The organism is Kitasatospora sp. MAA19 (genome assembly GCF_029894125.1).
Lineage (GTDB): Bacteria > Actinomycetota > Actinomycetes > Streptomycetales > Streptomycetaceae > Kitasatospora.
The window spans coordinates 100,880-121,339 of the sequence record NZ_JARXYZ010000013.1 but is presented as its reverse complement, the minus strand read 5'-3'; the positions used below and the strand labels follow the sequence as shown (position 1 = coordinate 121,339).

At 75.5% G+C, this 20,460-nt stretch carries 20 protein-coding genes; 12 read left to right on the top strand and 8 right to left on the bottom strand.

The genetic code is table 11. The features are described 5' to 3' along the window. Nucleotides 1-211: 211 nt before the first annotated feature. Nucleotides 212-799: a TerD family protein gene (locus P3T27_RS21170; RefSeq protein WP_280680680.1), complete on the top strand. Its 588-nt coding sequence runs from the start codon at nucleotides 212-214 to the stop codon at nucleotides 797-799. 89 nt (nucleotides 800-888) lie between these two features. Here P3T27_RS21170 and P3T27_RS21165 read toward each other — a convergent pair whose 3' ends face one another. Then, nucleotides 889-2,553 carry an ABC transporter permease gene (locus tag P3T27_RS21165; protein ID WP_280680677.1) on the bottom strand — a complete coding sequence of 555 codons (1,665 nt, stop codon included), beginning with the start codon at nucleotides 2,551-2,553 and terminating at the stop codon, nucleotides 889-891. Then, nucleotides 2,550-3,476, bottom strand: a complete 927-nt coding sequence (locus tag P3T27_RS21160; protein ID WP_280680676.1) for an ABC transporter ATP-binding protein — start codon at nucleotides 3,474-3,476, stop codon at nucleotides 2,550-2,552. Before P3T27_RS21160 ends, P3T27_RS21165 begins: the two co-directional genes overlap by 4 nt. A 71-nt stretch (nucleotides 3,477-3,547) precedes the next feature. Here P3T27_RS21160 and P3T27_RS21155 point away from each other — a divergent pair, with 71 nt between their 5' ends. Further along, nucleotides 3,548-4,123 carry a MarR family transcriptional regulator gene (locus P3T27_RS21155; RefSeq protein ID WP_280680839.1) on the top strand — a complete coding sequence of 192 codons (576 nt, stop codon included), beginning with the start codon at nucleotides 3,548-3,550 and terminating at the stop codon, nucleotides 4,121-4,123. A gap of 65 nt (nucleotides 4,124-4,188) precedes the next feature. On the opposite strand, the gene P3T27_RS21150 is transcribed toward P3T27_RS21155, so the two are convergent. Further along, complete coding sequence (locus tag P3T27_RS21150) at nucleotides 4,189-5,658, bottom strand: lytic murein transglycosylase (protein ID WP_280680674.1); 1,470 nt, start codon at nucleotides 5,656-5,658, stop codon at nucleotides 4,189-4,191. 210 nt (nucleotides 5,659-5,868) lie between these two features. Then, nucleotides 5,869-6,528 carry a hypothetical protein gene (locus P3T27_RS21145; RefSeq protein WP_280680672.1) on the bottom strand — a complete coding sequence of 220 codons (660 nt, stop codon included), beginning with the start codon at nucleotides 6,526-6,528 and terminating at the stop codon, nucleotides 5,869-5,871. Between the two features lie 382 nt (nucleotides 6,529-6,910). Between P3T27_RS21145 and P3T27_RS21140 the strand changes: the two genes are divergently transcribed. Both P3T27_RS21140 and P3T27_RS21135 read left to right on the top strand, forming a co-directional pair. Beyond that, on the top strand, nucleotides 6,911-7,321 hold the full coding sequence (locus tag P3T27_RS21140) for a hypothetical protein (RefSeq protein WP_280680670.1): 411 nt from the start codon (nucleotides 6,911-6,913) through the stop codon (nucleotides 7,319-7,321). Nucleotides 7,322-7,347: 26 nt separating this feature from the next. Further along, nucleotides 7,348-7,647 carry a hypothetical protein gene (locus P3T27_RS21135; RefSeq protein ID WP_280680668.1) on the top strand — a complete coding sequence of 100 codons (300 nt, stop codon included), beginning with the start codon at nucleotides 7,348-7,350 and terminating at the stop codon, nucleotides 7,645-7,647. 91 nt (nucleotides 7,648-7,738) lie between these two features. Here the strand turns inward: P3T27_RS21135 and P3T27_RS21130 are convergent, their stop codons facing one another. The 3 genes from P3T27_RS21130 to P3T27_RS21120 all read right to left on the bottom strand — a co-directional run bounded on the left by P3T27_RS21130 (nucleotide 7,739) and on the right by P3T27_RS21120 (nucleotide 11,148). After that, on the bottom strand, nucleotides 7,739-9,403 hold the full coding sequence (locus tag P3T27_RS21130; protein ID WP_280680666.1) for an alpha/beta hydrolase: 1,665 nt from the start codon (nucleotides 9,401-9,403) through the stop codon (nucleotides 7,739-7,741). A 99-nt stretch (nucleotides 9,404-9,502) separates the two neighbouring features. Beyond that, nucleotides 9,503-10,141 carry an NAD(P)H-binding protein gene (locus tag P3T27_RS21125; RefSeq protein WP_280680664.1) on the bottom strand — a complete coding sequence of 213 codons (639 nt, stop codon included), beginning with the start codon at nucleotides 10,139-10,141 and terminating at the stop codon, nucleotides 9,503-9,505. Nucleotides 10,142-10,218: 77 nt separating this feature from the next. Next, nucleotides 10,219-11,148: an EamA family transporter gene (locus P3T27_RS21120; protein WP_280680662.1), complete on the bottom strand. Its 930-nt coding sequence runs from the start codon at nucleotides 11,146-11,148 to the stop codon at nucleotides 10,219-10,221. 135 nt (nucleotides 11,149-11,283) lie between these two features. Here P3T27_RS21120 and P3T27_RS21115 point away from each other — a divergent pair, with 135 nt between their 5' ends. From P3T27_RS21115 to P3T27_RS21095, 5 genes are all read left to right on the top strand, one after another. Continuing rightward, entirely contained in the window at nucleotides 11,284-11,787 is a 504-nt protein-coding gene (locus P3T27_RS21115; RefSeq protein ID WP_280680661.1) for a MarR family transcriptional regulator, read from the top strand. A 206-nt stretch (nucleotides 11,788-11,993) separates the two neighbouring features. Then, nucleotides 11,994-13,178 carry a glycoside hydrolase family 3 N-terminal domain-containing protein gene (locus tag P3T27_RS21110; protein WP_280680657.1) on the top strand — a complete coding sequence of 395 codons (1,185 nt, stop codon included), beginning with the start codon at nucleotides 11,994-11,996 and terminating at the stop codon, nucleotides 13,176-13,178. Between the two features lie 251 nt (nucleotides 13,179-13,429). Beyond that, the gene (locus P3T27_RS21105) at nucleotides 13,430-13,900 is read left to right on the top strand and encodes a hypothetical protein (protein ID WP_280680655.1); all 471 of its coding nucleotides are present in this window, start codon (nucleotides 13,430-13,432) and stop codon (nucleotides 13,898-13,900) included. Between the two features lie 271 nt (nucleotides 13,901-14,171). Then, nucleotides 14,172-14,516: a metalloregulator ArsR/SmtB family transcription factor gene (locus P3T27_RS21100; RefSeq protein WP_280680653.1), complete on the top strand. Its 345-nt coding sequence runs from the start codon at nucleotides 14,172-14,174 to the stop codon at nucleotides 14,514-14,516. Between the two features lie 44 nt (nucleotides 14,517-14,560). Beyond that, nucleotides 14,561-14,716 carry a DUF6126 family protein gene (locus P3T27_RS21095; RefSeq protein WP_280680651.1) on the top strand — a complete coding sequence of 52 codons (156 nt, stop codon included), beginning with the start codon at nucleotides 14,561-14,563 and terminating at the stop codon, nucleotides 14,714-14,716. Nucleotides 14,717-14,729: 13 nt separating this feature from the next. Here the strand turns inward: P3T27_RS21095 and P3T27_RS21090 are convergent, their stop codons facing one another. Then, complete coding sequence (locus P3T27_RS21090) at nucleotides 14,730-17,300, bottom strand: cytochrome P450 (protein ID WP_280680650.1); 2,571 nt, start codon at nucleotides 17,298-17,300, stop codon at nucleotides 14,730-14,732. 342 nt (nucleotides 17,301-17,642) lie between these two features. Between P3T27_RS21090 and P3T27_RS21085 the strand changes: the two genes are divergently transcribed. The 3 genes from P3T27_RS21085 to P3T27_RS21075 all read left to right on the top strand — a co-directional run bounded on the left by P3T27_RS21085 (nucleotide 17,643) and on the right by P3T27_RS21075 (nucleotide 20,407). Continuing rightward, nucleotides 17,643-18,377 carry a sigma 54 modulation/S30EA ribosomal C-terminal domain-containing protein gene (locus P3T27_RS21085; protein WP_280680649.1) on the top strand — a complete coding sequence of 245 codons (735 nt, stop codon included), beginning with the start codon at nucleotides 17,643-17,645 and terminating at the stop codon, nucleotides 18,375-18,377. Between the two features lie 102 nt (nucleotides 18,378-18,479). Next, nucleotides 18,480-18,917: a hypothetical protein gene (locus P3T27_RS21080; RefSeq protein ID WP_280680647.1), complete on the top strand. Its 438-nt coding sequence runs from the start codon at nucleotides 18,480-18,482 to the stop codon at nucleotides 18,915-18,917. An 860-nt stretch (nucleotides 18,918-19,777) separates the two neighbouring features. Beyond that, on the top strand, nucleotides 19,778-20,407 hold the full coding sequence (locus tag P3T27_RS21075) for a hypothetical protein (protein ID WP_280680646.1): 630 nt from the start codon (nucleotides 19,778-19,780) through the stop codon (nucleotides 20,405-20,407). Nucleotides 20,408-20,460 lie beyond the last annotated feature (53 nt).

Below are 20,460 nucleotides of genomic sequence, written 5' to 3'. Positions count from 1 at the left end.
GCGGCCTCCCCGGATGACCGAGCCGGATCGCGCGTCCGGGTCGGGCGAGCTCCTCCCCGGGGCGCTTGACAGTGTGCAGACCGGCGCCGGTGGTGACGGCGGGGGGAGTGCGGGGTAGGGGTCTTCGGAGCCTGCTGGTCGGATGATCATGGATATTCGACAGTGCTGTAGATTCACGGCACGGAACGGCGGCAGGGACGAGGAGGGCACGATGAGCGTTTCGCTGGCCAAGGGGCAGAAGATCAGCCTGGAGAAGCCGGGCGGCGGACAGCTGAGTGTGGTCCGGATGGGCCTGGGCTGGAAGGCCGCACAGCCCAAGGGCTTCTTCGCCAAGCTGCTGGCCGCCGGCCGGGAGATCGACCTGGACGCCTCGGCGGTGCTGTTCTCCCAGGGGCGGCCGGTGGACGTGGTCTTCTTCCAGCACCTCAACAGCAACGACGGCTCGGTCCGGCACAGCGGCGACAACCTGGTGGGCGGCGCGGGCGACGCGACCGACGACGAGTCGATCACCGTCGACCTGACCCGGATGGCCGCCGAGGTCGACCAGATCGTCTTCACCGTCAACTCCTTCACCGGCCAGACCTTCCAGGAGGTCGAGGCGGCCTTCTGCCGACTGGTCGACGAGCAGACCGGCGCCGAGCTGGCCCGGTACACGCTGACCGGCGGCGGCCCGTACACCGCGCAGATCATGGCCAAGGTGCAGCGCACGCCCGGCGGTTGGCAGATGACCGCGATCGGGCAGCCGGCCAGCGGGCGGACCTTCCAGGACCTGATGCCGGAGCTGGTCAAGCACTTGTGACCCGGCCCGGGGCCGGCCGATCGCGGCCGGCCCCGTCCGGTCTGCGCGCCGTCCCGGGCCCCGACGCGGCTCGGAACGGCGCTCGGGCGTCAGCGCAGGTCCAGGTCGCGGCGCCGGAACCCGGCCAGCGCCAGGGCGATCAGCGCGGCCGCGACCAGGGTGAGCGCCGCGAGCGGCGTCCAGTCCATGGCGGCCGCTGGGAGCCGGGGCACCTGCCCGAACGGCGAGAGCCGTTCCAGGCCCGACGGCAGCTTCAACAGCGGGCCCAGGTACCCGATCACGAACGCGTACGCCGGGACGAGCCAGGCCAGCGGCGTCGCCCGGGGCAGCCAGCCGTACACGGCGGCGGCGAAGCCCACCGTCACCCACTGGGCGGGCGCGAACGCCAGGGCCGCGCCGACCAGTCGCGGGAACGCGCCGCCGTCACCGGTGGACAGCGCCCCCGCCAGGCCGAATCCCACCCCCGCCGCGAGCAGCACCGCGGTCGAGCCCAGCAGTGCTGCCACGAGGTGCCCGCCCAGCCAGCCGGACCGGGACACCCCGGTGGCCAGCACCGGTTCGGCCCGCCCGGCGGTCTCCTCGGCGCGCGGGCGCAGCATCGCCAGGACCGCGTAGACCGCGCCGACCACGGCCACCACCAGCAGGGTCATCGCGGCGAAGGAGTCGGCGAGGGTGCGGCCGCCGAGCCGGGCGAGCGCCTCCTTCAGCTGGTCGACGTCCTTGAGCATCGAGTCGGCGTTGCCCAGCAGCGACCCGTACATCGCGCCGAGCAGCAGCAGCGCGACCGCGAAGCCGCCCAGCAGGCCGCGGTGCAGGCGCAGGGCGAGGCCGAGCGGGGTGCCGAGGAAGGGGCGGGCGGTGGGCGGTCCCGGGCGGGTGGCGCGCAGACCGGCGCCCACGTCCCGGCGGGTGCTCAGCGCGAAGCCGGCCGCGCCGGTGGCGGCGGCCAGGGCGAGCGCGGGCAGCAGCGGCCACCAGCGGTCGTCGAGGAAGGGGTAGGTGCGCTGCAGCCAGCCGATCGGGGAGGCCCAGGCGAGCCCGTTCGCGCCGGCGTCCCCGGCCGCGCGCAGCGCGTAGGCGGCGCCGAGCACGGCGAGGGCCAGCCCGGAGGCCGTCCGGGCGTGCTCGGTGACCTGGACGGCGACGGCGGCCACCGCCGCGAACAGCAGCCCGGCGGCGGCGGTCGCGGCCCCGAACAGCAGCGCGCCGCCGGTGTCGAGCCCGGGGACGCCGAGGCCGGGCAGCCCGGCGGCGAGCAGCAGGCCGAGCGCGAGGTCGGCGACGGCGGCGGTGGCCAGGGCGGCCGCGAGCTGGGCGTGCCGGCCGACGGCGGCGGAGCGGACCAGTTCGGCCCGCCCGCTCTCCTCCTCGGCCCGGGTGTGCCGGCTGACGATCAGGACGCTCATCAGCCCGGCCAGCACCGCCAGCAGGCCGAGCAGCCGGTGGCCGAGCATGGCGCCCCAGGTGTAGTCCGCCAGGTAGTGCCCCGGGCCGGTCATGGCGAGCACGGCCGGGCCGGCGGAGGCGTGGGCGATCGAGGCCCGGTCGGCGGCGGTCGGGTAGACGGCGTGCACGCTGTTGGCGCTGGCGAGGGTGAGCAGGCCGAGGCCGAGCACCCAGGCGGGGATGCGGACGCGGTCGCGGCGCAGGTCGAAGCGGAGCAGGGCGGCGGTGCCGGCCAGCGTGGCGGACGAGCGCCGCGGTCGGCCCGGGGCCGCGGTGGGCGTGCCGGTCGCGGTCGTGGTGGCGGTCATCGGGCGGCCTCGCCGTCGACCGGGTGCCCGTTGGCGGCCAGCTCGTCGCCGTAGTGGCGCAGCATCAGCTCCTCCAGCGTGGGCGGGTGGCTGACCAGGCTGCGCAGCCCGGCCTCGCCGAGGCGGCGGACGGCGGCGTCCAGGTGGGCGCCGTCCACGGCGAAGCGCACCCGGGCGCCCTCGGTGCGGACGCCGTGCACGCCCTCCAGCGTCTCCAGCCCGGTGACCGGGCGGTGGGTCTCGGCCTCGACCGTGGTGCGGGTGAGGTGGCGCAGCTCGCCGAGGCTGCCGGTCTGCACCACCCGGCCGTGGCGGATGATGCTGACCCGGTCGCCCAGCTTCTCCACCTCGTCCAGGAGGTGGCTGGACAGCAGGACGGTGCGCCCCTGCCCCCGGGCCTGCCGGACGACGTCCTGGAAGACCACCTCCATCAGCGGGTCGAGGCCGGAGGTCGGTTCGTCGAGCAGCAGCAGTTCGGCGTCGGAGGCGAGTGCGGCGACGATGGCGACCTTCTGCCGGTTGCCCTTGGAGTAGCTGCGGCCCTTCTTGGTGGGGTCGAGGTCGAAGCGCTCGATCAGCTCGTCCCGGCGGCGGCGGTCGAGCCGGCCGCGCAGCCGGGAGAGCAGGTCGATGGCCTCGCCGCCGGTGAGATTGGGCCACAGTTCGACGTCGCCCGGGACGTAGGCGAGGCGGCGGTGCAGCTCGACGGCGTCGTGCCACGGGTCCTTGCCGAGCAGCCGGGCGCTGCCGCCGTCGGCGCGCAGCAGGCCGAGGAGCACCCGGATGGCGGTGGACTTCCCGGCGCCGTTGGGCCCCAGGAATCCGTGCACCTCGCCGGTCTCGACGGTGAGGTCGAGGCCGTCCAGCGCGGCGGTCCGGCCGAAGGTCTTGCGGAGGCCGGACAGGGTGATTGCCTTCGTCATGCTGCTGAAGCTACCGTAGTTTCAGAAAAACGTGAATATTGGGAAGGCGTTAAAGTTCGGTCGAGAACGTGATGATCACCGGGAAGGGGACGGCGCACGTGGTGGAGCGGGAGCCGGAGAAGGGCCGCGACGAGCAGGCGGTGTCGGACTTCGTCGAGCGGTTCGCGGCCGAGCTGGTGGTCGCGGGCATGAGCCGGATGCCGGCCCGGGTCTTCTCCTGCCTGATGGCCGAGGAGAGCGGCGTGCTGACCTCCGCCGAGCTCTCCGAACGGCTGCGGATCAGCCCGGCCGCGGTGTCCGGCGCGATGGGCTACCTCACCCAGGTCGGCCTGGTCTCCAAGGAGCGCGAGCCGGGCTCGCGGCGGGACCGCTACCGGGTGCTGAACGACGTCTGGTTCGAGTCGATGACCCGGCGCGACGAGATCCTGATGCGCTGGATCCGGGTGCTCAAGGACGGCGAGGCCACCGTCGGCGCGGGCACCGTCGCGGGGGACCGGCTGGGGGAGAGCGCGGCCTTCTTCACGTTCATGGTCGATGAGGTGCACGGCATGCTCGCGCGGTGGCGCGTTCACCGCGCGACGCTGGCGGCGGGGGCGGAGCCGGAGCCTGGGTCAAGGTCAGGGCCGGTATCGGGCTCGGGCCAGTAGCGGACGGGACGGGGAACGCCGACGGCCCGCACCAGGGGGTGCGGGCCGTCAGCGGTGAAGGAGTCTCAGCGGGCCGGCGGCGCGGCGGAGGGGGAGAGCGACGCGCTGGGGGTCGGGCTCGCGGCGCCGGAGGGGGTGCCGCCCGGGGTGGGCGTGGCGGTGGGCGTCGCCGTGGCACACTCGGGAGCGGTGGGAGTGCCGGTCGGGGTGGCGGTCGCCGTGGCCGTCGGCGACGGGGTGCCCGTCGGAGTGGCGGTCGCGGTGGCCGTCGGGCTCGGGCAGGTGGTGGGCGTCCCGGTCGGGGTCCCGGTGGGCGTCCCGGTCGGGGTGGCCGTCGGAGTTCCGGTCGGGGTGGCCGGCGGGGACGGGTTGCCGGAGGGGGTGCCCGACGGCGTGGTCGTCGGGGTCGCGGGCGGCGCGGTGCTCGGCGTGCCCGTGGGCGTGGTGCTCGGACCGGGCGTCGGCTGCGCGGATGCGGACGGGGACTGGCTCGGGGTCGGCGCCGTCGGCTGGGTGCTCGGCTGCGTGCTCGGCGAGGACGGCGTCGGGGTGGTCGCGGGCGTGCTCGGCGTACCGGCCGTGGCGCCCGGCGTCGTCCCGGTCGGCGGGAGGAGCGGGGAGGGCGAGGAGCCCGGCGGGATCAAGGACGCCGGCCGGTTCGGCACGGTGGTGACGGCGCCGCTGCCGTAGTGGGCCATCCAGTTGCGGACCGTCCGCAGGTACTCGCCCGAGTTGTTGTAGCTGAGGACCGCCCGGTCGAGCTGCGCCGGGTCGGTGAGGTCGCGCCCGCCCGCGCACAGGTAGCGGGCGGCGCTCTCGGCGGCGTCGAAGACGTTGTTCGGGTCGGCCTTGCCGTCGCCGTTGGCGTCCGCGCCCCAGACCGCCCAGGTGGAGGGGATGAACTGCATCGGCCCGACGGCGCGGTCCCAGCGCGCGTCGCCGTCGTAGCGCCCGCCGTCGGTGTCGGGTATCGCGGCGAAGCCGTTGCCGTCCAGCGCCGGGCCGAGGATCGGGGTGAAGGTCGTGCCCGCCGCGTCCACCTGGCCGCCGTTGGCCTGGCCGGACTCGACCTGGCCGATCGCGGCCAGCAGCTGCCACGGCAGGTGGCAGCCGGGCGAGCGCTGCGCGGTCGAGGCCTCGGCCTGGCGGTAGGCGGCGAACACGGTCGCGGGCAGGGCCGCCCCGGTGGCGGCGAACGGGCCGGCGTTGGGCACGCCGGGCACGCCGGGCAGGCCGGGTACGGTGCCCGGGGGCTGCGGCAGTTGGACGGTGCCGCCGCCGTCGGCCGGGATGCCGGTGCCGAAGGTGCTGCCGACACCGGCGGTCGGGCCGTCGCCGACGGGTGAGCCGGCCTGGGAGGAGGTGGCGTCCGGCGCCGTCACGACGTCGGCGGCCGCGACCGGTGCGAGCCCGAAGCCCGTCATCTGAGAGCCGGTCAGCGCGGCGAGCGCCGTGAAGGCCGCCGCCGTCCCCGTGACCCGCTTGCCGAGCCGTAGCCCGCGCCCGCCCCGGGCCTTGCCGAACCGCTCCGTCATGCCGTGCCCCTCCCCGTCGCCGTCCGGACCTTCCCGGAACGGATGAGCCCTCGTCATCGTGCCTGCCGTTGCTTGACGGCTCCCACCGCCGGGACGATTAGTATCACGACCGTCTGACCGGGCCGGGGTGTCCGGCAGGGGCCCCGGGCCCCGCCGGTCGGTTGACACCCGCAGTTCAGCGGGGGTGAGGCCGCCTCAGATCGTTGGACGTCAGGCCCCCAGCCGCTTCGCGAAAATCCCGGCCAGGGCGGTCTCCGCGACGCCTTCCAGCGGGGCGTTCACCTCATCGCCCGGGGCGCGGCTCTTGGTCACCTCGACCAGGTAGAGGCGCCCGTCCGCCACGAAGTAGACGAACGGCCGGGCGCCGGTGCCCTTGCGGGTCGTCAGCACGGCCTCCTGGCCGACCACCGGGAGCGGGGTGACGGACAGCTCCGGGTCCGCCGTGACCCTGGCGAGGTTGGCCATCGGCATCTCCTGGATGGAGGCGTAGGACTCGCGGGAGCCCCAGGTGCAGCCCCACGGCCGGGTGCCGTCGGAGCCCGGGTCGGGGTGGGTGCCGGTGAACGGGCCGGAGGTGCCGACGGTCTGGACGACCTGCGGGGAGGTCAGCAGGGTGCAGGCGTCGTCGGGGCGCTTCCCGGCGGAGCCGGCGGCGCTCGTCGACGCGGCCGTCGGGGCGCTCGTCGAGGCCGTCGGGGTGCCGGTGGTCGCGGTCGTCGTGGTGGCGGCGGTGGTGGTCGGGGCGGGCGCTGCGGCGGTGTCGCGCTTCGGGGCGGAGGACGAGCAGCCGGTGAGTGCGGCGGCGGCGAGTGCGGCGGCCGGCAGCCAGGCGAGCCGACGGCCGTACCGGAGAAGCGGGTTGGTGTGCATGCGAGTCCCCCAGAGGTCCTGTCCATCGGCCCGGCGCCGGTGGCGGATGCGGTACGGGAGGGATGCTACGGGCTGCGCTCTGGCGGTATCTCCCGGTTCGGTAACGGGAGTTGACCGAGGACGTAACGGCGGTGGGCGGAGCGTGCCGGCGGCCGGACGGGCGGTTCGGGGCGCGGGGGTGGTACGTGCGCGTCGTTCCGGGCTCCCCGGCGGCGCCCGTCGTCGACCGTCCTGACCTGCGCGGATGCCCGGCACCGGTGGGGCCGCTCCCTACCAGGGCGAGCACCCGGACGCCAGGGGGCGGCCCCAACTCGCCCCTGGACGGGTGACGTTCTGATGAAAGTGGGCATGCCAGGAATCTCCGCCCGGCATGCTGTGCCCCGTGACGATGCGGATGGAGGCCCAGACCGTGAGTGCGAACCTGCCGGATACCGTCGCCGAGGGAGCTGCCGTTCTCCCGGCGCCCCCTCGGGTGGTCGACGACCTGGCCCGCGACCTGACCCGCGCCGCGGCGGCGGTCCGGTCGGTGTCGAGGGCCGGCCGCAGCGGTGGGGACGTCGCCGTCGCCGCCTACACCGCCGTGGTGTGCACCGGGCGTTCGGCCGCCCGCGCGCTGGAGGAGGCCGCCGCGTGGTGCCGGCAGGCCCCCGAGGCCGAGGTGCACTCGCTCGCCTGGGCCCGGGTGCCCGGGCACCGCCACGACGTGGACGAGTACCGCGTCACCCTGGCCGTCAGCTTCCCCGACGACGAGACCGGCGAGCACCTCGGCGACACCCACCGCGCCCGCCGCTGACCCCCCGTATGATCATCCCGTGGATCATGGAGGTACGAACCGTGGGTGACGGGGGCGCGAACGAGATGACGGGTGACCTGGCGGAGCAGACGCAGGACGCGGACGGCGGCGGCCCGCGCGAGCTCTCGCGGGCCGCCGCCGTGGCCGTGACGGTGCTCGCCGCCGTCTGCGGCGCCGTCGTGCTGCTGGCCGTGTTCCACTGGCTGGGCTGGGGTGTCCCCTGGATCGGCTGGCTGGTCGCCAAGGGCGGTATCAAACTCGCCGTCGGGGGCTTCGCCGGGCTGGCCGCCGCCTTCGCCTGGCTGCGGTCGCGGCTGCGGACCTGAGGGCCTGTCCGGCCGAGGCGGGCTGGGGACCTGAGTCGCGGCTGCGAACCTGACTGGAGCCGGTCGGGGGCCTGGCCGGAGCCCGCTGGGGTCAGCCCGCCTGCGGGGAGGGGCAGGTGAGGTCGTGCTCGGGGGCGCGGTCGTCCAGCAGGTAGCCCTCGACCACGCCGGTGACACAGGTGTTGGCGGTCGGGTACTGGCCGTGGTCGCCGCTCCCGGTGACGGTCACCAGCTTGGAGCCGCGCAGCGCGCGGTGCGCGCCGAGTGCGGCCTCGTAGTAAGTGGCCGGGTCGTGCACCGAGTTGAGCATCAGCACCGTCGGCAGGTGGGCGCCGGTGACCTTGACCTTCGGGGCGGGCGCGGTCGGCCAGGCTGCGCAGACCGCGCTGAAGGCCAGCGTGCGCGCGCCCGCCAGCGGCCAGCGCGCGGTGTTCTCCGCGCCGCGCTCGACCCAGGTGTCCATGTCCTTGGTCCACGGGGTGTCGCCGCAGGTCACCGAGAAGTACTCGGCGAGGAACTCCGGGCTGAGGTACTGGCCGAACACCCGCCCGGCCATCGTCTTGGCCGCCGGATCGGCCGCCTGCCAGTCGTCGACGGCGGTCAGGGACTGGGCGAGGAGGGGGAAGGTGGCCTCCTCGTAGATCGCGCTGATCGCGCCGTTGTCGAGCTGGTTCGGACCGATCGTCAACGACCCCTCGGTGATGGGCTGGTCGTGCAGCGCGGCGCGGCGCTGCTCCCAGTGCGCCTGCACCTGCTCGGGCGTCGAGCCCCAGTGGTAGGTGGCGTCCCGGGCGGCCAGCCACGGGACGAAGTCCTCGTCGAAGCGGCGCTGGAAGCTCATCGGCTGGCCCAGCTCGAACTTCTCCCAGGTGCCGTCGAAGCCGATGTTGCTGTCCAGGATCATCCGCTCGACCCGGTGCGGGAAGAGCGTCCCGTAGTAGGCGCCGATCATCGAGGCGTAGGACGGGCCGAAGTAGCTGATCTTCTGCTCGCCGAGCAGGCCGCGGAACAGGTCGATGTCGTGGGCGGTCTGCTCGGTGTTCAGGTAGGGCAGCAGGTCGCCGCTGTGCTCCTGGCAACTCGCGGCCAGCTTCTTGGAGTTGGCTATCACCTTGTCGATCGCCGCCGGGGACTGATCGCGGTAGTCGCCGGCCAGGAACTCCGTGAACTCCTCCGGCGTCTGGCACACGGCCCGGGTGCTCTGGCCGACGCCGCGCTGGTCGAAGCCCACGATGTCGTACGCGGCGCCGACGGCGGGGGCCGCCGTGGCCAGGCCCGCCGGGCGCAGCAGGCCCGACGCGCCGGGGCCGCCGGCGGCCATCAGCAGCGTGCCCTTGCGCTTGGCCGGGTCGCCGGCGCGGTGCCGGGAGACGGCGATCTTCAGGTCGGCCCCGGTGTCGGGGTGGTGCCAGTCGCGCGGGACGGTCATGGTGGCGCAGTCCAGCGTGGGCTGCTGGGCGCAGGGCTGCCAGTCGAGGGTCTGGTGGGTGTAGCGGGCGGGCGCGGCCTCGGCGTCACCCGGGTTGCGGGCGGTGTCCGGGGCGGCGCTCGCGGGGGCCGGCAGGGCGAGGCCGGCCAGGACGGCGGCGGCGACGGCCACGGCGGCGCGCCGGGTGCGGGAGGCGGTGGCGCTCGGTGCGCCGGCCTTCGAGGCGCCCGCGTTCGAGGCGGCGGTGCGGGACGCGGTGGTGTGGGACGCGGTGGTGTGGGACGCGGTGGCCGTCGAGGCGGTGATGTCGGATGCGGTGGTGTTCACGGGAACGATCCTGTCCGAGTGCGCTCTGACGGTCGATCATGCGAGGTTCCGTGTCCGGGGTGGTGCTGGGTACACCCCGGACCTGCGGCCCGCCCCCGGTCAGTACGCGGCGGTGAAGCGGGTGCGGCGGTGGACGGGCTGCTCGGCCTCGTCGAGCAGGGCGACGGCGAGGTCCTCCATGGAGATCGCCGAGAGGCCGTCGGCGTCGACCAGCAGTTCGTCCCGTCCGAGTCGGAAGCGGCCGGTGCGCTCGCCGGGTTCGAGCACGGCGGCGGGGCTGAGGTAGGTCCAGTCGACGTGGGCGTCGGCGCGGTAGAGGTCGAACTGCTCGCCGCAGGCCCGGGCGATCGGCAGGATCTCGGCGGGCAGGCCGGGGTCCTCGACGACGGTCAGGCCGCCGCGGCCGGGGATGGTGAGGCTGCCCGCGCCGCCGACGGCGAGCAGGCGCACGCCCGTCCCGGCGAGGCCGGCCAGCAGGCCCCGGGTGGCGGCGGGCAACTCGTGCTCGCTGCCGGGTGCCGGGCGGGTGGCGGTGATCACCAGGTCCTGTCCGGCGGCTATGCGTGCGACGTCCTCGGCGTTGCGGGCGTCGCCGACGGTGAGGGCGGCGGCGGACGGCAGACCGTGCGGCTTGGCGGGGTCGCGGACGACGGCGGTCACCTGGTGGCCGCGGGCGAGCGCCTCGGCCACCACCCGGCCGCCGACGTTGCCGGTGGCGCCGAACACGGTGATGCGCATGAAGGTTCTCCTCGGGCGGGGCTTCGTGGGACTTCGCGGGACTTCGTGGAACGTCAGGGGGCGTCCCGGGGGCGGGATCAGGCGTTCTCGCGGACGGTCGGGGGTGCGGCCTGCGGGTCGGCGGCCTGCGTGGGGGTGGGCTGGGCGGCGGCCTGCGCGGCGGGCGCGGGGGTGGCGCGGCGCCGCTGGGTCTGGGCCGCGACCAGCGAGCCGAGGACGATCAGCGCCCCGAGCGCCTGGAGCGGGCTGAGGTCCTGCCCGAGGGCCAGCCAGCCGATCGCGGTGGCGACCACCGGGCTGAGCAGGGAGAGGAAGGAGACCGAGGTCGGCGGCAGCGCCCGGATCCCGCGGAACCAGAGCGCGTACGTGAGCGCCGCACCGATCAGGCTGAGGTAGCCGTAGCCGAGCAGGTTGGCGGCGGTGAGATGGGAGGGCGGGCCGCCCTCGACGAGCAGCGCGACCGGCACCAGCAGCAGTCCGCCGGCGGTGAGCTGCCAGCCGGTGGTGGCGAGCAGCGGGGCGGGGGATGTCCAGCGCTTGGAGAGGACGACGCCGGTGGCCATGACCACCGCGCCGGCGAGCGCCGCGACCACGCCGACGACGTCCAGCTGTGCGTTGGCCCGCAGGACCAGCAGGCTGACGCCGGCGACGCCCGCGATGCCGGACAGGACGGTCCGCAGGGTGAGCCGGTCGCCGAGCAGCGCGGCCGAGAGCCCGGCGGTGATCAGCGGCTGGACGGCGCCGACGGTGGCGGCGACCCCGCCGGGGAGGCGGTAGGCGGCGATGAACAGGAGGGCGAGGAAGGCGCCGATGTTGAGCGCGCCGAGGACCAGCGAGCGCCACCACCAGCTGCCCTGCGGCAGGCGGCGGGTCAGCGCGATCAGCAGCAGCCCGGCGGGCAGGGCCCGGAGGACGGCCGCGAGGAGCGGGCGATGGGGCGGGAGCAGTTCGGTGGTGACGATGTAGGTCGACCCCCAGACGGCGGGGGCTATGGCGGTCACCAGCACGATTCCGAGGCGATTTCTTAGCACTAAGCCAATGTATCTCAGCGCTAAGGCATCTTTCATCTCTCTGCGGGGGTGACGTGGCTCACAGTTACCTCATCGCTAAGGAATATCGGCGGAATCCCCTACCCTGAACCCGTGGCAGATCATGTGGACCGAGTAGTCGCGCAATGGGCGGTCGAGCGCCCCGACCTGGACGTCTCCCCGATGGAGGTGCTCGGCCGGCTCAAGCGCCTCTACCGCCTGGTGGATGTGGAGCTCAAGCGCACCTTCGGCGACCACGGCCTGGACGCCGCCTCCTTCGACGTCCTCGCCACGCTGAAACGCAGCGGCCCGCCGTACCGCCTCACCCCCACCGGGCTGATGCAGTCCGCGATGGTCACCTCCGGCGCCATCACCCAGCGCCTCGACCGGCTGGAGGCCCGCGGCCTGGTCACCCGCACCGCCAGCGACGTGGACGGCCGCAGCCGCGAGGTCGCCCTCACCCCCGAGGGCCACGACCTGATCGACCGCGCCCTGCCCGACCACCTCGCCACCGAGCGCCGCATCCTGGCCGGCCTCGACGAGGCCCAGGCCGCCGCCCTCGTCGACGCCATGCGCACCCTGCTGGTCGCCCTCGGCGACAGCCCGGAGGAGCGGTAGCCGGGCGGCCCTCCCGCCGGCGCTACGGGCTGACCGCCACGGCCTTGAAGAGGGTGTAGTGGAACATGCCGCCCGGCTCGGCTGCGCGCCGCAGGTCGGCGACGCCCTGGTCGAAGGCAGCCCGGGTGGCTTCGCCCGGTCGCCGGCTGCGCCCGGGCTGGGTACGCTGACGGACCGTATCCCACTGCCGACCGCAGGGAGACGTGATGGCCAGGCTCGGGCGCACCGTTCAGCTCGGAGCGGTGCTGGTGGTGCTGGCGGCCATGCTCGGGCCGGTTCCGGGCGAGGCGGCGCCGGTGCGCCGTGATGCCGACCTGCTGCGGCGGGGTACGCCCGTGAACGGGACGACGGGCGGGACGGCGGAGGGGACGACGGCGATGGCCGATCAGGATTCACGGCAGCTCGCCGGGCGCCGGATCGTGCTGTCCTACGCCGGTCCGACGCCGCCTCCGGGCGTGCTGCAGACGATCCGGGAGGGGCGGGCGGCCGGCGTCATCCTGTTCGCGGAGAACGTCACGAGCCCGGCGCAACTCGCCGAGGCCGTCGCACAGTTGCGGCAGGCGGCGGCGGACTCGCCGGCGCCCGGCGAGCTGCTGCTGATGACCGACCAGGAGGGCGGCAAGGTGCGCCGCCTGCCCGGCGAGCCCGAACTCTCCGCCCGCCGGGCAGGGTTGGATCCCGACCCGGTCGGTGCGGCGGCCCGTTCCGGCGTCGGCGCGGCCGGCGCGCTTGCGGACGCCGGGCTCAACGTGAACCTCGCGCCGGTGCTCGACGTGTACGACGCCCCGGGCAACTTCATCGACCGCGCCGAGCGTTCCTTCGGCCAGGACCCGGCCCGGGTCGGTGAGTTGGGCAGCGCCTACCTCGCCGCCCAGCAGGGCCTGGGTGTCGCCGCCACGGCCAAGCACTTCCCCGGGCTCGGCTCCGCCGCTCGCGACCAGAACACCGACACCCGCCCGGTCACCCTGCCCGTGCCCTTGGACGAGCTGCGCGCCCGTGGGGAGGCGCCCTACCGGGCGGCCATCGCGGCGGGCGTCCGGCTGGTGATGGCTTCCTGGGCGATCTACCCGGCGCTCGACCCGGTCCGTCCGGCGGGGCTGTCGCCCACCGTGGTCCAGGGGGAGCTGCGCGGCCGCCTGGGCTTCCGGGGCGTCACCGTCACCGACGCCCTGGAGGCCGAGGCCCTCGCCCCGTACGGCGGCACCGGCGCCCGTGCGGTGGCCGCTGCCGAGGCCGGGATGGACCTCATCCTCTGCTCCGCCCGCGACCCGCAGCAGGCCGAGGACGCCACCGCGGCCCTCGTCGACGCCCTGGACTCCGGCCGGCTCGACCGCGACGCCTTCACGGCCGCCGCCGCCCGCGTCGACGCCCTGCGCGCCGCACTGCACTGAACCGGAGGCGCCCGGTCGGCCCCGGCCGGCAGCGGGCGCAGCCGGCCACGAAGGGTGTGCGGGCGCTGACTTCTCGGGGCGTGATTGCGCCATCGAAGGTACAGATTTCAGTCTCCTTGGTAGTTCCAAGGCGGAACCGGGTCATGGCATAGGAATCGCATGGCAAAGTTCTCGTCGTGGCACCTATGAAATGTCACATGTGCTACCTCACCTGTCCAGATCGTTCCTCACACCCTCCGAAGGAGGAGTCCATGAACCGCATCACGCGGATCGCGGCGGGCGCGGCCGGTGCCGTCGCCCTGCTCTCGGCGCCGGTGCCGGCGTTCGCCGTACCGTCGAGTGGCGCCGCCGATGTCGCCGCCACGGTCACGACCTGCGGCTACAACGGCCTGCAGGCCGGGCTGTCGACCAAGGTCTGCGCCGAGGTCACCGGCAGCAGCGTCGTGCTGTACGGGCAGATCGGCCTGGCCGGGCCGCCCTCCCCGGGCACCCCGTGGCCGCCGGCGCCGCAGGAGCTACTGACCCACCTGTCGGCCGACGTGACCGGTGGCGCGTCGCTCGGTGCGGTGAGCGGGCGCACCGTGTTCACGGTCAGCACCGTGCGGGTCGACGGCATCAGTGCCACCGCGCCGTGCGGTTCGACCGTCCACGCCTCCTTCAGTGTCGAGTCGATCTGGCGGGGTCCGGCCCCGGTCGTGGTGGATGTGCCTGTAGTCTGCTGACGTCACGTCACCATAACGGCCGAGTCCGGGAGTTGGCAGCATCCCGGGCTCGGCTTCCGGCGTTCCCCGGGCCGCCCTGGAGGTGAGGCGACGCGCCCGGGCCGGGCTCGGCCGGTGCGGCGCGCCCGGGGCCCCGCCGGGACGGCCCGGCGGGGTGCCCGCTGTGACGACTTGAAGAAATCTTCATCTGTCGCGATGATGCTTGCCGGCCGCCGGTGTGGACGCGCGGCCGGACGCCCACCGAGCCGTACCCGAGGGAGAGACGCGGACGATGCCGGTCCCGCTGTACCAGGCCAAGGCGGAGTTCTTCCGCACCCTCGGCCACCCGGTCCGGATCCGGGTGCTGGAACTGCTCCAGGACGGGCCCCGGCCGGTGCGCGAGCTGCTGGCCGAGATCGAGGTCGAGCCGTCCAACCTCTCCCAGCAGCTCGCGGTGCTGCGCCGCACCCAGCTGGTCGCGGCCACCCGTGAGGGCAACACCGTGGTCTACGCGCTCAGCACCCCGGACGTGGCGGAACTGCTGCGCGCCGCGCGCCGGATCCTGACCGAGCTGATCACCGACCAGGGCGCGCTGCTCACCGAGCTGCGCGCCCCCGGCGGCCGGCCGGCCCGCTGAGCCCGCGCCCGACCCGGCCGACCGACCCGAGGAGAACCCCCGCCATGAGCGAGAGCACGCGCCGGAGCACGAGCGACGGTACGAGCGACGAGAAGCGCAGGCGCAAGGCCATGCTCATCCGGGCCGGGATCTACATCTTCGCCACGCACCTGTTCGCCGGCTTCGTACTGCTGCTGTTCGCGCTCGGGGGCCGCCACTGAGCGGCCCGTCCGCTCAGCGGCGCGGGCGGTCCGTCACGAGGTAGCGGTCGCTGGTGCTGGTCCAGGCCTGGACGCCCTCGACGAGCTCCCGGGTGCCGTCCAGGTACCAGCGCCCGGCCGGGTGGCGGCGACGCAGGTCGCTGCGCAGGGCGTCGTTCTCCCGTCGCAGCCGGGCGACCCGGGCGCGGACGGCGGCGACGGCCCGGCTGCGGGTGCAGCCTCGGATCCGCTGCAGGGCGAGGACGGTGTTGAAGGCGGCCGCGCTCTGGCGTTCCTCCCGCTCCAGCGAGTACAGGTCGTTGATCAGCGTGGCGGCGTCGGCGGTGTTGGCGCGCAGCCGGTGCAGTGCGGGCTCCGCGTGGAGTGCGGCGGGGGCGTCGGCGCCGTGGACCCGTTCCAGTATGTTCGTGAACGGGTAGAGGCAGCTGCTGTGGCGGCGCAGCCGCATGGTCTCGGGCAGGCCGAGGGCGGGGACGGTGCCGCGGGCGCGGTGCCCGGCCTCGGTGGGGAAGGTCTCCAGGCAGGCCTGCCACTCCCGGGCGGCCCGGGCGCGCCACTGCGGCGACATGCCCTGGGTCTGGCGCTCCCACAGGTCCTGCCAGGCGGCGAGCAGCAGGCCGTCCGGGCCGGGCGTCGGGCCGGGCGTCGGGATGGCGTGCGGGTCGCCGGTCGGGACGCCCGTCGGTCCGGAGGCGTCCGGTCGGCCGCCGGCGGCGCCGTGCAGGACGGCGATCAGCGGGTCGACGACGGCGCGGGCCTCGGCGGGGCGGCGCCCGGGCGGGCCGTCGAAGCGGTCGTCGAGGATGGTGAACCAGCCCAGCATGTCGACCAGCAGGTCGAGGTCGGCGCCGCGGGTCCGCGGGAAGGCGTGGCCGATCAACTCGTGGAGGGCGTAGGCCCGGTAGCCGGGCAGCTCGGCCGGGGCGAGCAGGCCGCGGCCGACCGCCCAGTCGGCGTGCCGCAGCGCGGCGGTGTGCAGTTCGCCGGGTCGGCGCGGAGTCCGGGGCGGGTCGGGTGCCGGGTCGGGTGCCGGGTCGGGTGCCGGGGTGAGGCCGGGGACGCGCACCGGACAGCGGCCCGCCGGGGGGGCTTCGACGGCCGCGCGGTCGGCCGGGGGGCTGTCGGGGCGCGGCGGCCGGGCGTCGCGCGGGTCCAGCCGGACCCGCAGCCCGTGCGCCTGGACCGTCGTCCACACCACCTCCCGGGCCCGCGCGCCGGGGACGGCCACCGGCCGCCAGCGGCGCAGGATCGCGGCCGCCGCGACCGTCAGCTCGGCCCAGGCGAAGGCCTCCCCGATGCACTTGTGCTTGCCCGCGCCGAACGGAAGGAAGGACTGCCGCCCGGCCCCGCCGCCGCCCTGCCAGCGCTCCGGACGGAAGCGCAGCGGCTCCGGGTAGCGGTGCGGGTCGCGGTGCAGCGCGGTGAGGCTGTAGAGCAGCTCGGTGCCGGCCGGGATCCGGTACGGGCCGAGCTCCACCGGCACCTGGGCGGTGCGCATCAGGAAGGCGTTGGGCGCGTGCAGCCGCACCACCTCCTGGGTGACGCTGCGGGTGTAGGTGAGCCTGGCCAGCGCCTCGGGGGTGGGGACGGCGCCGGCCGGCAGGTGCTCGTCGAGTTCGGCGAGCACCCTGGCCTCCACCTCGGGGTGGCGCAGGAGTTCGTCGAGGAGCCAGGTCAGCGTGGTGGAGACGGTCTCGGTGCCGGCGCCGAACATGGTGATCGCCTCGGACCGGACGTCGGCCTCGGTGAGCGGGCGGCCGGTGGCCGGGTCGGTGGCGGCGCGCAGCAGTGCGGGCAGGGTGCCGCCCCGCCCGGTGGAACCGGTGCCGCCGGCGGCCGGTGCATCGGCGCTCCGGGCGTCCGTCGGCCGTCCGCTGACGGCCTGGTCGACGACCCGGTTGAGCACCCGGACGGCGGCGTCGAAGCGCCGGTTGACCGGCAGTGGCAGCCGGGCGAGCGCCGGGTGCGGGTAGAGGGACTGGACGATCTGGCCCTTCACCATGTCCGGCAGCGCCCGGTGGAAGGCCAGCGTGGCGTCCTCGCTGAGCCGGGCGTCGAACAGCGAGCGGGTGACGATCTCCAGCGCGAGGTGGTTCATCTCCTTGGCCACGTCGAGGACCTGTCCCGGGCGCCAGCGCCCGGCCCGCTCCTCGGTGACCTGGTGCATCACGGCGACGTACTCGGCCATCCGGTCCGGGCCGAAGGCGGGTTGGACGACCCGGCGGCGGTCCCGGTGGGCCTGGCCCTCGGACATCAGCAGGCCGTCGCCGAAGGCCGTCTTGAGGGTGTCCTGGACGGCGCCGCGCGGGCAGTCGTAGGCGAGGGCGACGAGCAGGGTGTGGACCAGCGAGGCGTCGGTGACCACGCAGACGGTGCGCGGCCCGAGCCGGATCCGGACGACGCCGCCGTGCCGGGAGAGCGAGCCCAGGAATCCGAGCGGGTCGCGCAGCAGGGCGGCCGCGTGGCCGAGGCCGGGGAGCGCGCCGGGGGCGAGCGGGGGGACGGCCGCGCGGGTGGTGCGGGGCGCGGGCGGCGCGGTTCTCGGGGGGACGTCCCGTTTCCGCATCTCGGTCATCAGGGTCATGACAGTTCCTCTCATCGCAGGAGCTGGTGCGGACGGTACCGGGGGAGGCGCCGACGGGCCGGCCGGGAGGTCGGGGGCGGCCAGCGCGGGCCCCGCGTGCACCTCGACTGGAGGGCGCACGTCATGGCAAACGCGCCGGTTGGGCGGGCGTTGCGCCGAACGCGGGCGGATCACTCCAACGGTCGATCAGCCGGGCCCGCTCGGACTACCCGCGGGGAGGGCTCTGACCTGCGGCGACGGCCCCGCCGAAAAGATCCGCGCCGGGCCCTGCGGGCAGGGTCTTTGGACCCTCGCCGCCCGGCCGCGCGAGGTCCAGCATGGTCCGGGAGAAGGAGGACCCTGATGACCCGTCTGCGCCACCGGCCCACCCTAGACGTCCGGGTGGAGATCCGCGGCGAGCTGCCGCGCGAGGACGCCGAGTACGCCCGGGCGCAGGCGCTGGACACGGCGGCCGGACTCGGCCCCGGCGCCCGCGCGCTGCGCATCCGGCTCACCCGTACGCGCGCCCGGACGGTGACCCGGCCCGCCCTCGCGCAGGCCGACGTCGACCTGGCCGGCGCCGGTCCGGTCCGGGTGCAACTCGCCGCCGCCACCGCCCGGGAGGCCGTCGACCTCACCCTCGGGACCCTCGCCGGCCGGGCCGTCCGGCTGCGCGAACAGGGCGACATCGGACTCGCCGCCGTCCACGAGAGCGCCTACCGCCCGCAGTACGCCGCCCGCCCGCTCGCCGAACGGCGGATCGCCCGGCGCAAGGAGGTGGTCCTCGCCCACCGCACCCCCGAGCAGGCCGCCCGCGAACTGCTCGCGCTGGACCGGCGGTTCCACCTCTTCGTGGACGCCACGACCGGCCGGGACAGCCTGGTCCACCGCTGCCCGCTCAGCGGCGCCCTGGAGTGCGCCGCCGCCGGGGCCGACCCCGCGGGCCCGCTCGACCTCCCCGAGGCGGCCCGCCGGCTCTGGCTGACCGGCGCCCCGTTCGTCTGCCACGCCGACCCCGGCGACGGCCGCGCCCGGGTGCTCTACCGCCGCTACGACGGCCACTACGGCCTGATAACGCCGGTAGCGGACCGCCGTTGACGGGCAGGACACCCACCGGGGCGGGACCGCACCGCCCCTGACGGCCGCGAGCGCCCCGACCGCCACGACTTCCACGATTTCCACGACAGGGGAACCGGGACCATGGACTGCGACGACGTCATGCTGACCGTCCGGATCACCGCCGTCGAGCGCGCGCTGCTGCGGGACCTCGCGCGCGGCCACGGCGGGGACGTCTCCGAGGTCGTGGTGGACGGCCTGCTGGAGGTCATCCCCGCACTGCACGACGACGCCTCCGCGCTGCCGCTGCGGCGCGTCCTGGCCAGACCCGGCCCGTGCGCGCTGACCCTCTGGCTGCCCGCCCCGGTCGCGGACCTGTTGCCGCTGCTGGGCGAGCGGATCGCGCGGACCGGCGGCCCGTCGACCGGGCCGGCCAGCGCCGCGCTGTCCGCCGCGCTGCGGCTGTGGCTCGCCGGGGACCGGGACGGGCTGGCCGCCGGGCTGGCCCGGCTGCACGGCGGCTGCGCCGGCGGGCGGGCGGCGGTGCGGCCGGGGCCGGGGACGGTCTGGGCCGCTGCCTGACGATCCGTCGGCGCATGGCCCCAGCCGGCGTGTCCTGGGCGGGAATCGGCCAGCTCAAGGATCTGGTCACGACCGGACGGCCAGGGCGTGTCCGGCTGTCGGAGCCCAGGCCCCGGGACTCCGGCCGGGTGGCCGCCACCACCCCCGTGCCGGGGAGCGCACACCCCCCGATCGCGCTCCCCGGCACTGTCGTGTCCGGGGTCGTCCGCAGGTGCGGGAAACGCGATTCCGCAAGAGGTTTCTGTTATCCCCGCCCACCCTCCTCGCTCTCCGGAGTGTCGGACGGCCCGAGCCCCCTCACCCCGGGGCGCCCGGGCCCTCGCGCGAGGAGAGGAACGCGATGGGATCCCGGAGCACGGAGCTTCGCCGGCGTCGACCCCGACGCCCGCCGGTGGCCCCGTCGCGCCGTCGACCCGCTCCGCGCCGCCGACCCCGCTCCCGGCCTCGGGGACGACCTCCCTCCTTGGGTGACGGACAGTCATCTCGATTGAGATGTCGTGTGGTTGACCGGAGTCGACCGCTCCGGTCACGGTCGGCTGCGAGGTCCGGATCGTCGGCGCGTCAGGTCCGCGCTCCGGACGGCGTGTCGCGCAGCAGCGGCAACTCGCCTCCTGCACCGACGGGTTCACTTTCGCGGCGAACGACGGCGCGCTGGTTCGCGGGCTCGGCGGCCGCTGGCACTACGGTGGTTGGCTGTTGGAGCTGCAGCAGTCGAACGGTCGGACGGACCTGAACCGGTCGCTGCTGAAGACCTCCTGAGACCGCCCGGGGCGCCGGGTGCGGGCGCCGCCACCACCCGGTGGCGTCCGCACCCGGCGCCACCGCTGCCCGCCCCTCAGCCCTCACGAGGATTGCCCGCCATGCGAACCCGCCCCCTCGTCGCCGCCCTCGCCCTCGCCGGTGCGACCGTGCTGCCGGCCGCCGCACCGGCCGCCGTCCAGGGCGACACCGTCCACCTGGACGTCTCCGGACAGCGGAACGGCCACGTCAGCACCGTCGCCACCTGGGAGAACGACCACGACCCGGTCACCGGGGAGTTCGTCGGCACGCTCGCCGCGGCGTCCTCGGACGGGCGCACGGTCGGCCCCTGGCGCCTGGTCGCCGTCCCGGGCGAGGCGGGGACGTACACCACCCGGGAGATGCTCCCAGCCGGGCACTGGCGGGTGACCGTCGACTGCGCGTTCCCCTCGCCGGGCCACGGCGAGCGCGAACTCGACGTCGAGGCCCCGGTGATCGGCGACCCGCCGCTGTCGGGGGCCGCGGCGACGACGGGCCCCGCCTCGACCGCCATACCAGCGCCCGCGCCCCCGACCCAGACCTCGACCGTCCCGCCGGCCCTCGACGGCGCCGCCCCGGCCCGTCCCGTCGCCCGGGGCACCCCCTCCGATACCACGCCCGACGCCGCCACCTGGGCCGCGATCGGGACCGCCGCCGCGGCCGTCGTGCTGGTCGCCACCGGCTTCTGGCTCCGCCGCCGTCCGCACGGCTGAGCCGCCTCGGCCCGTCGGGGGACCGCCGGGACCCGGCCGGGGACCCGGTCGGG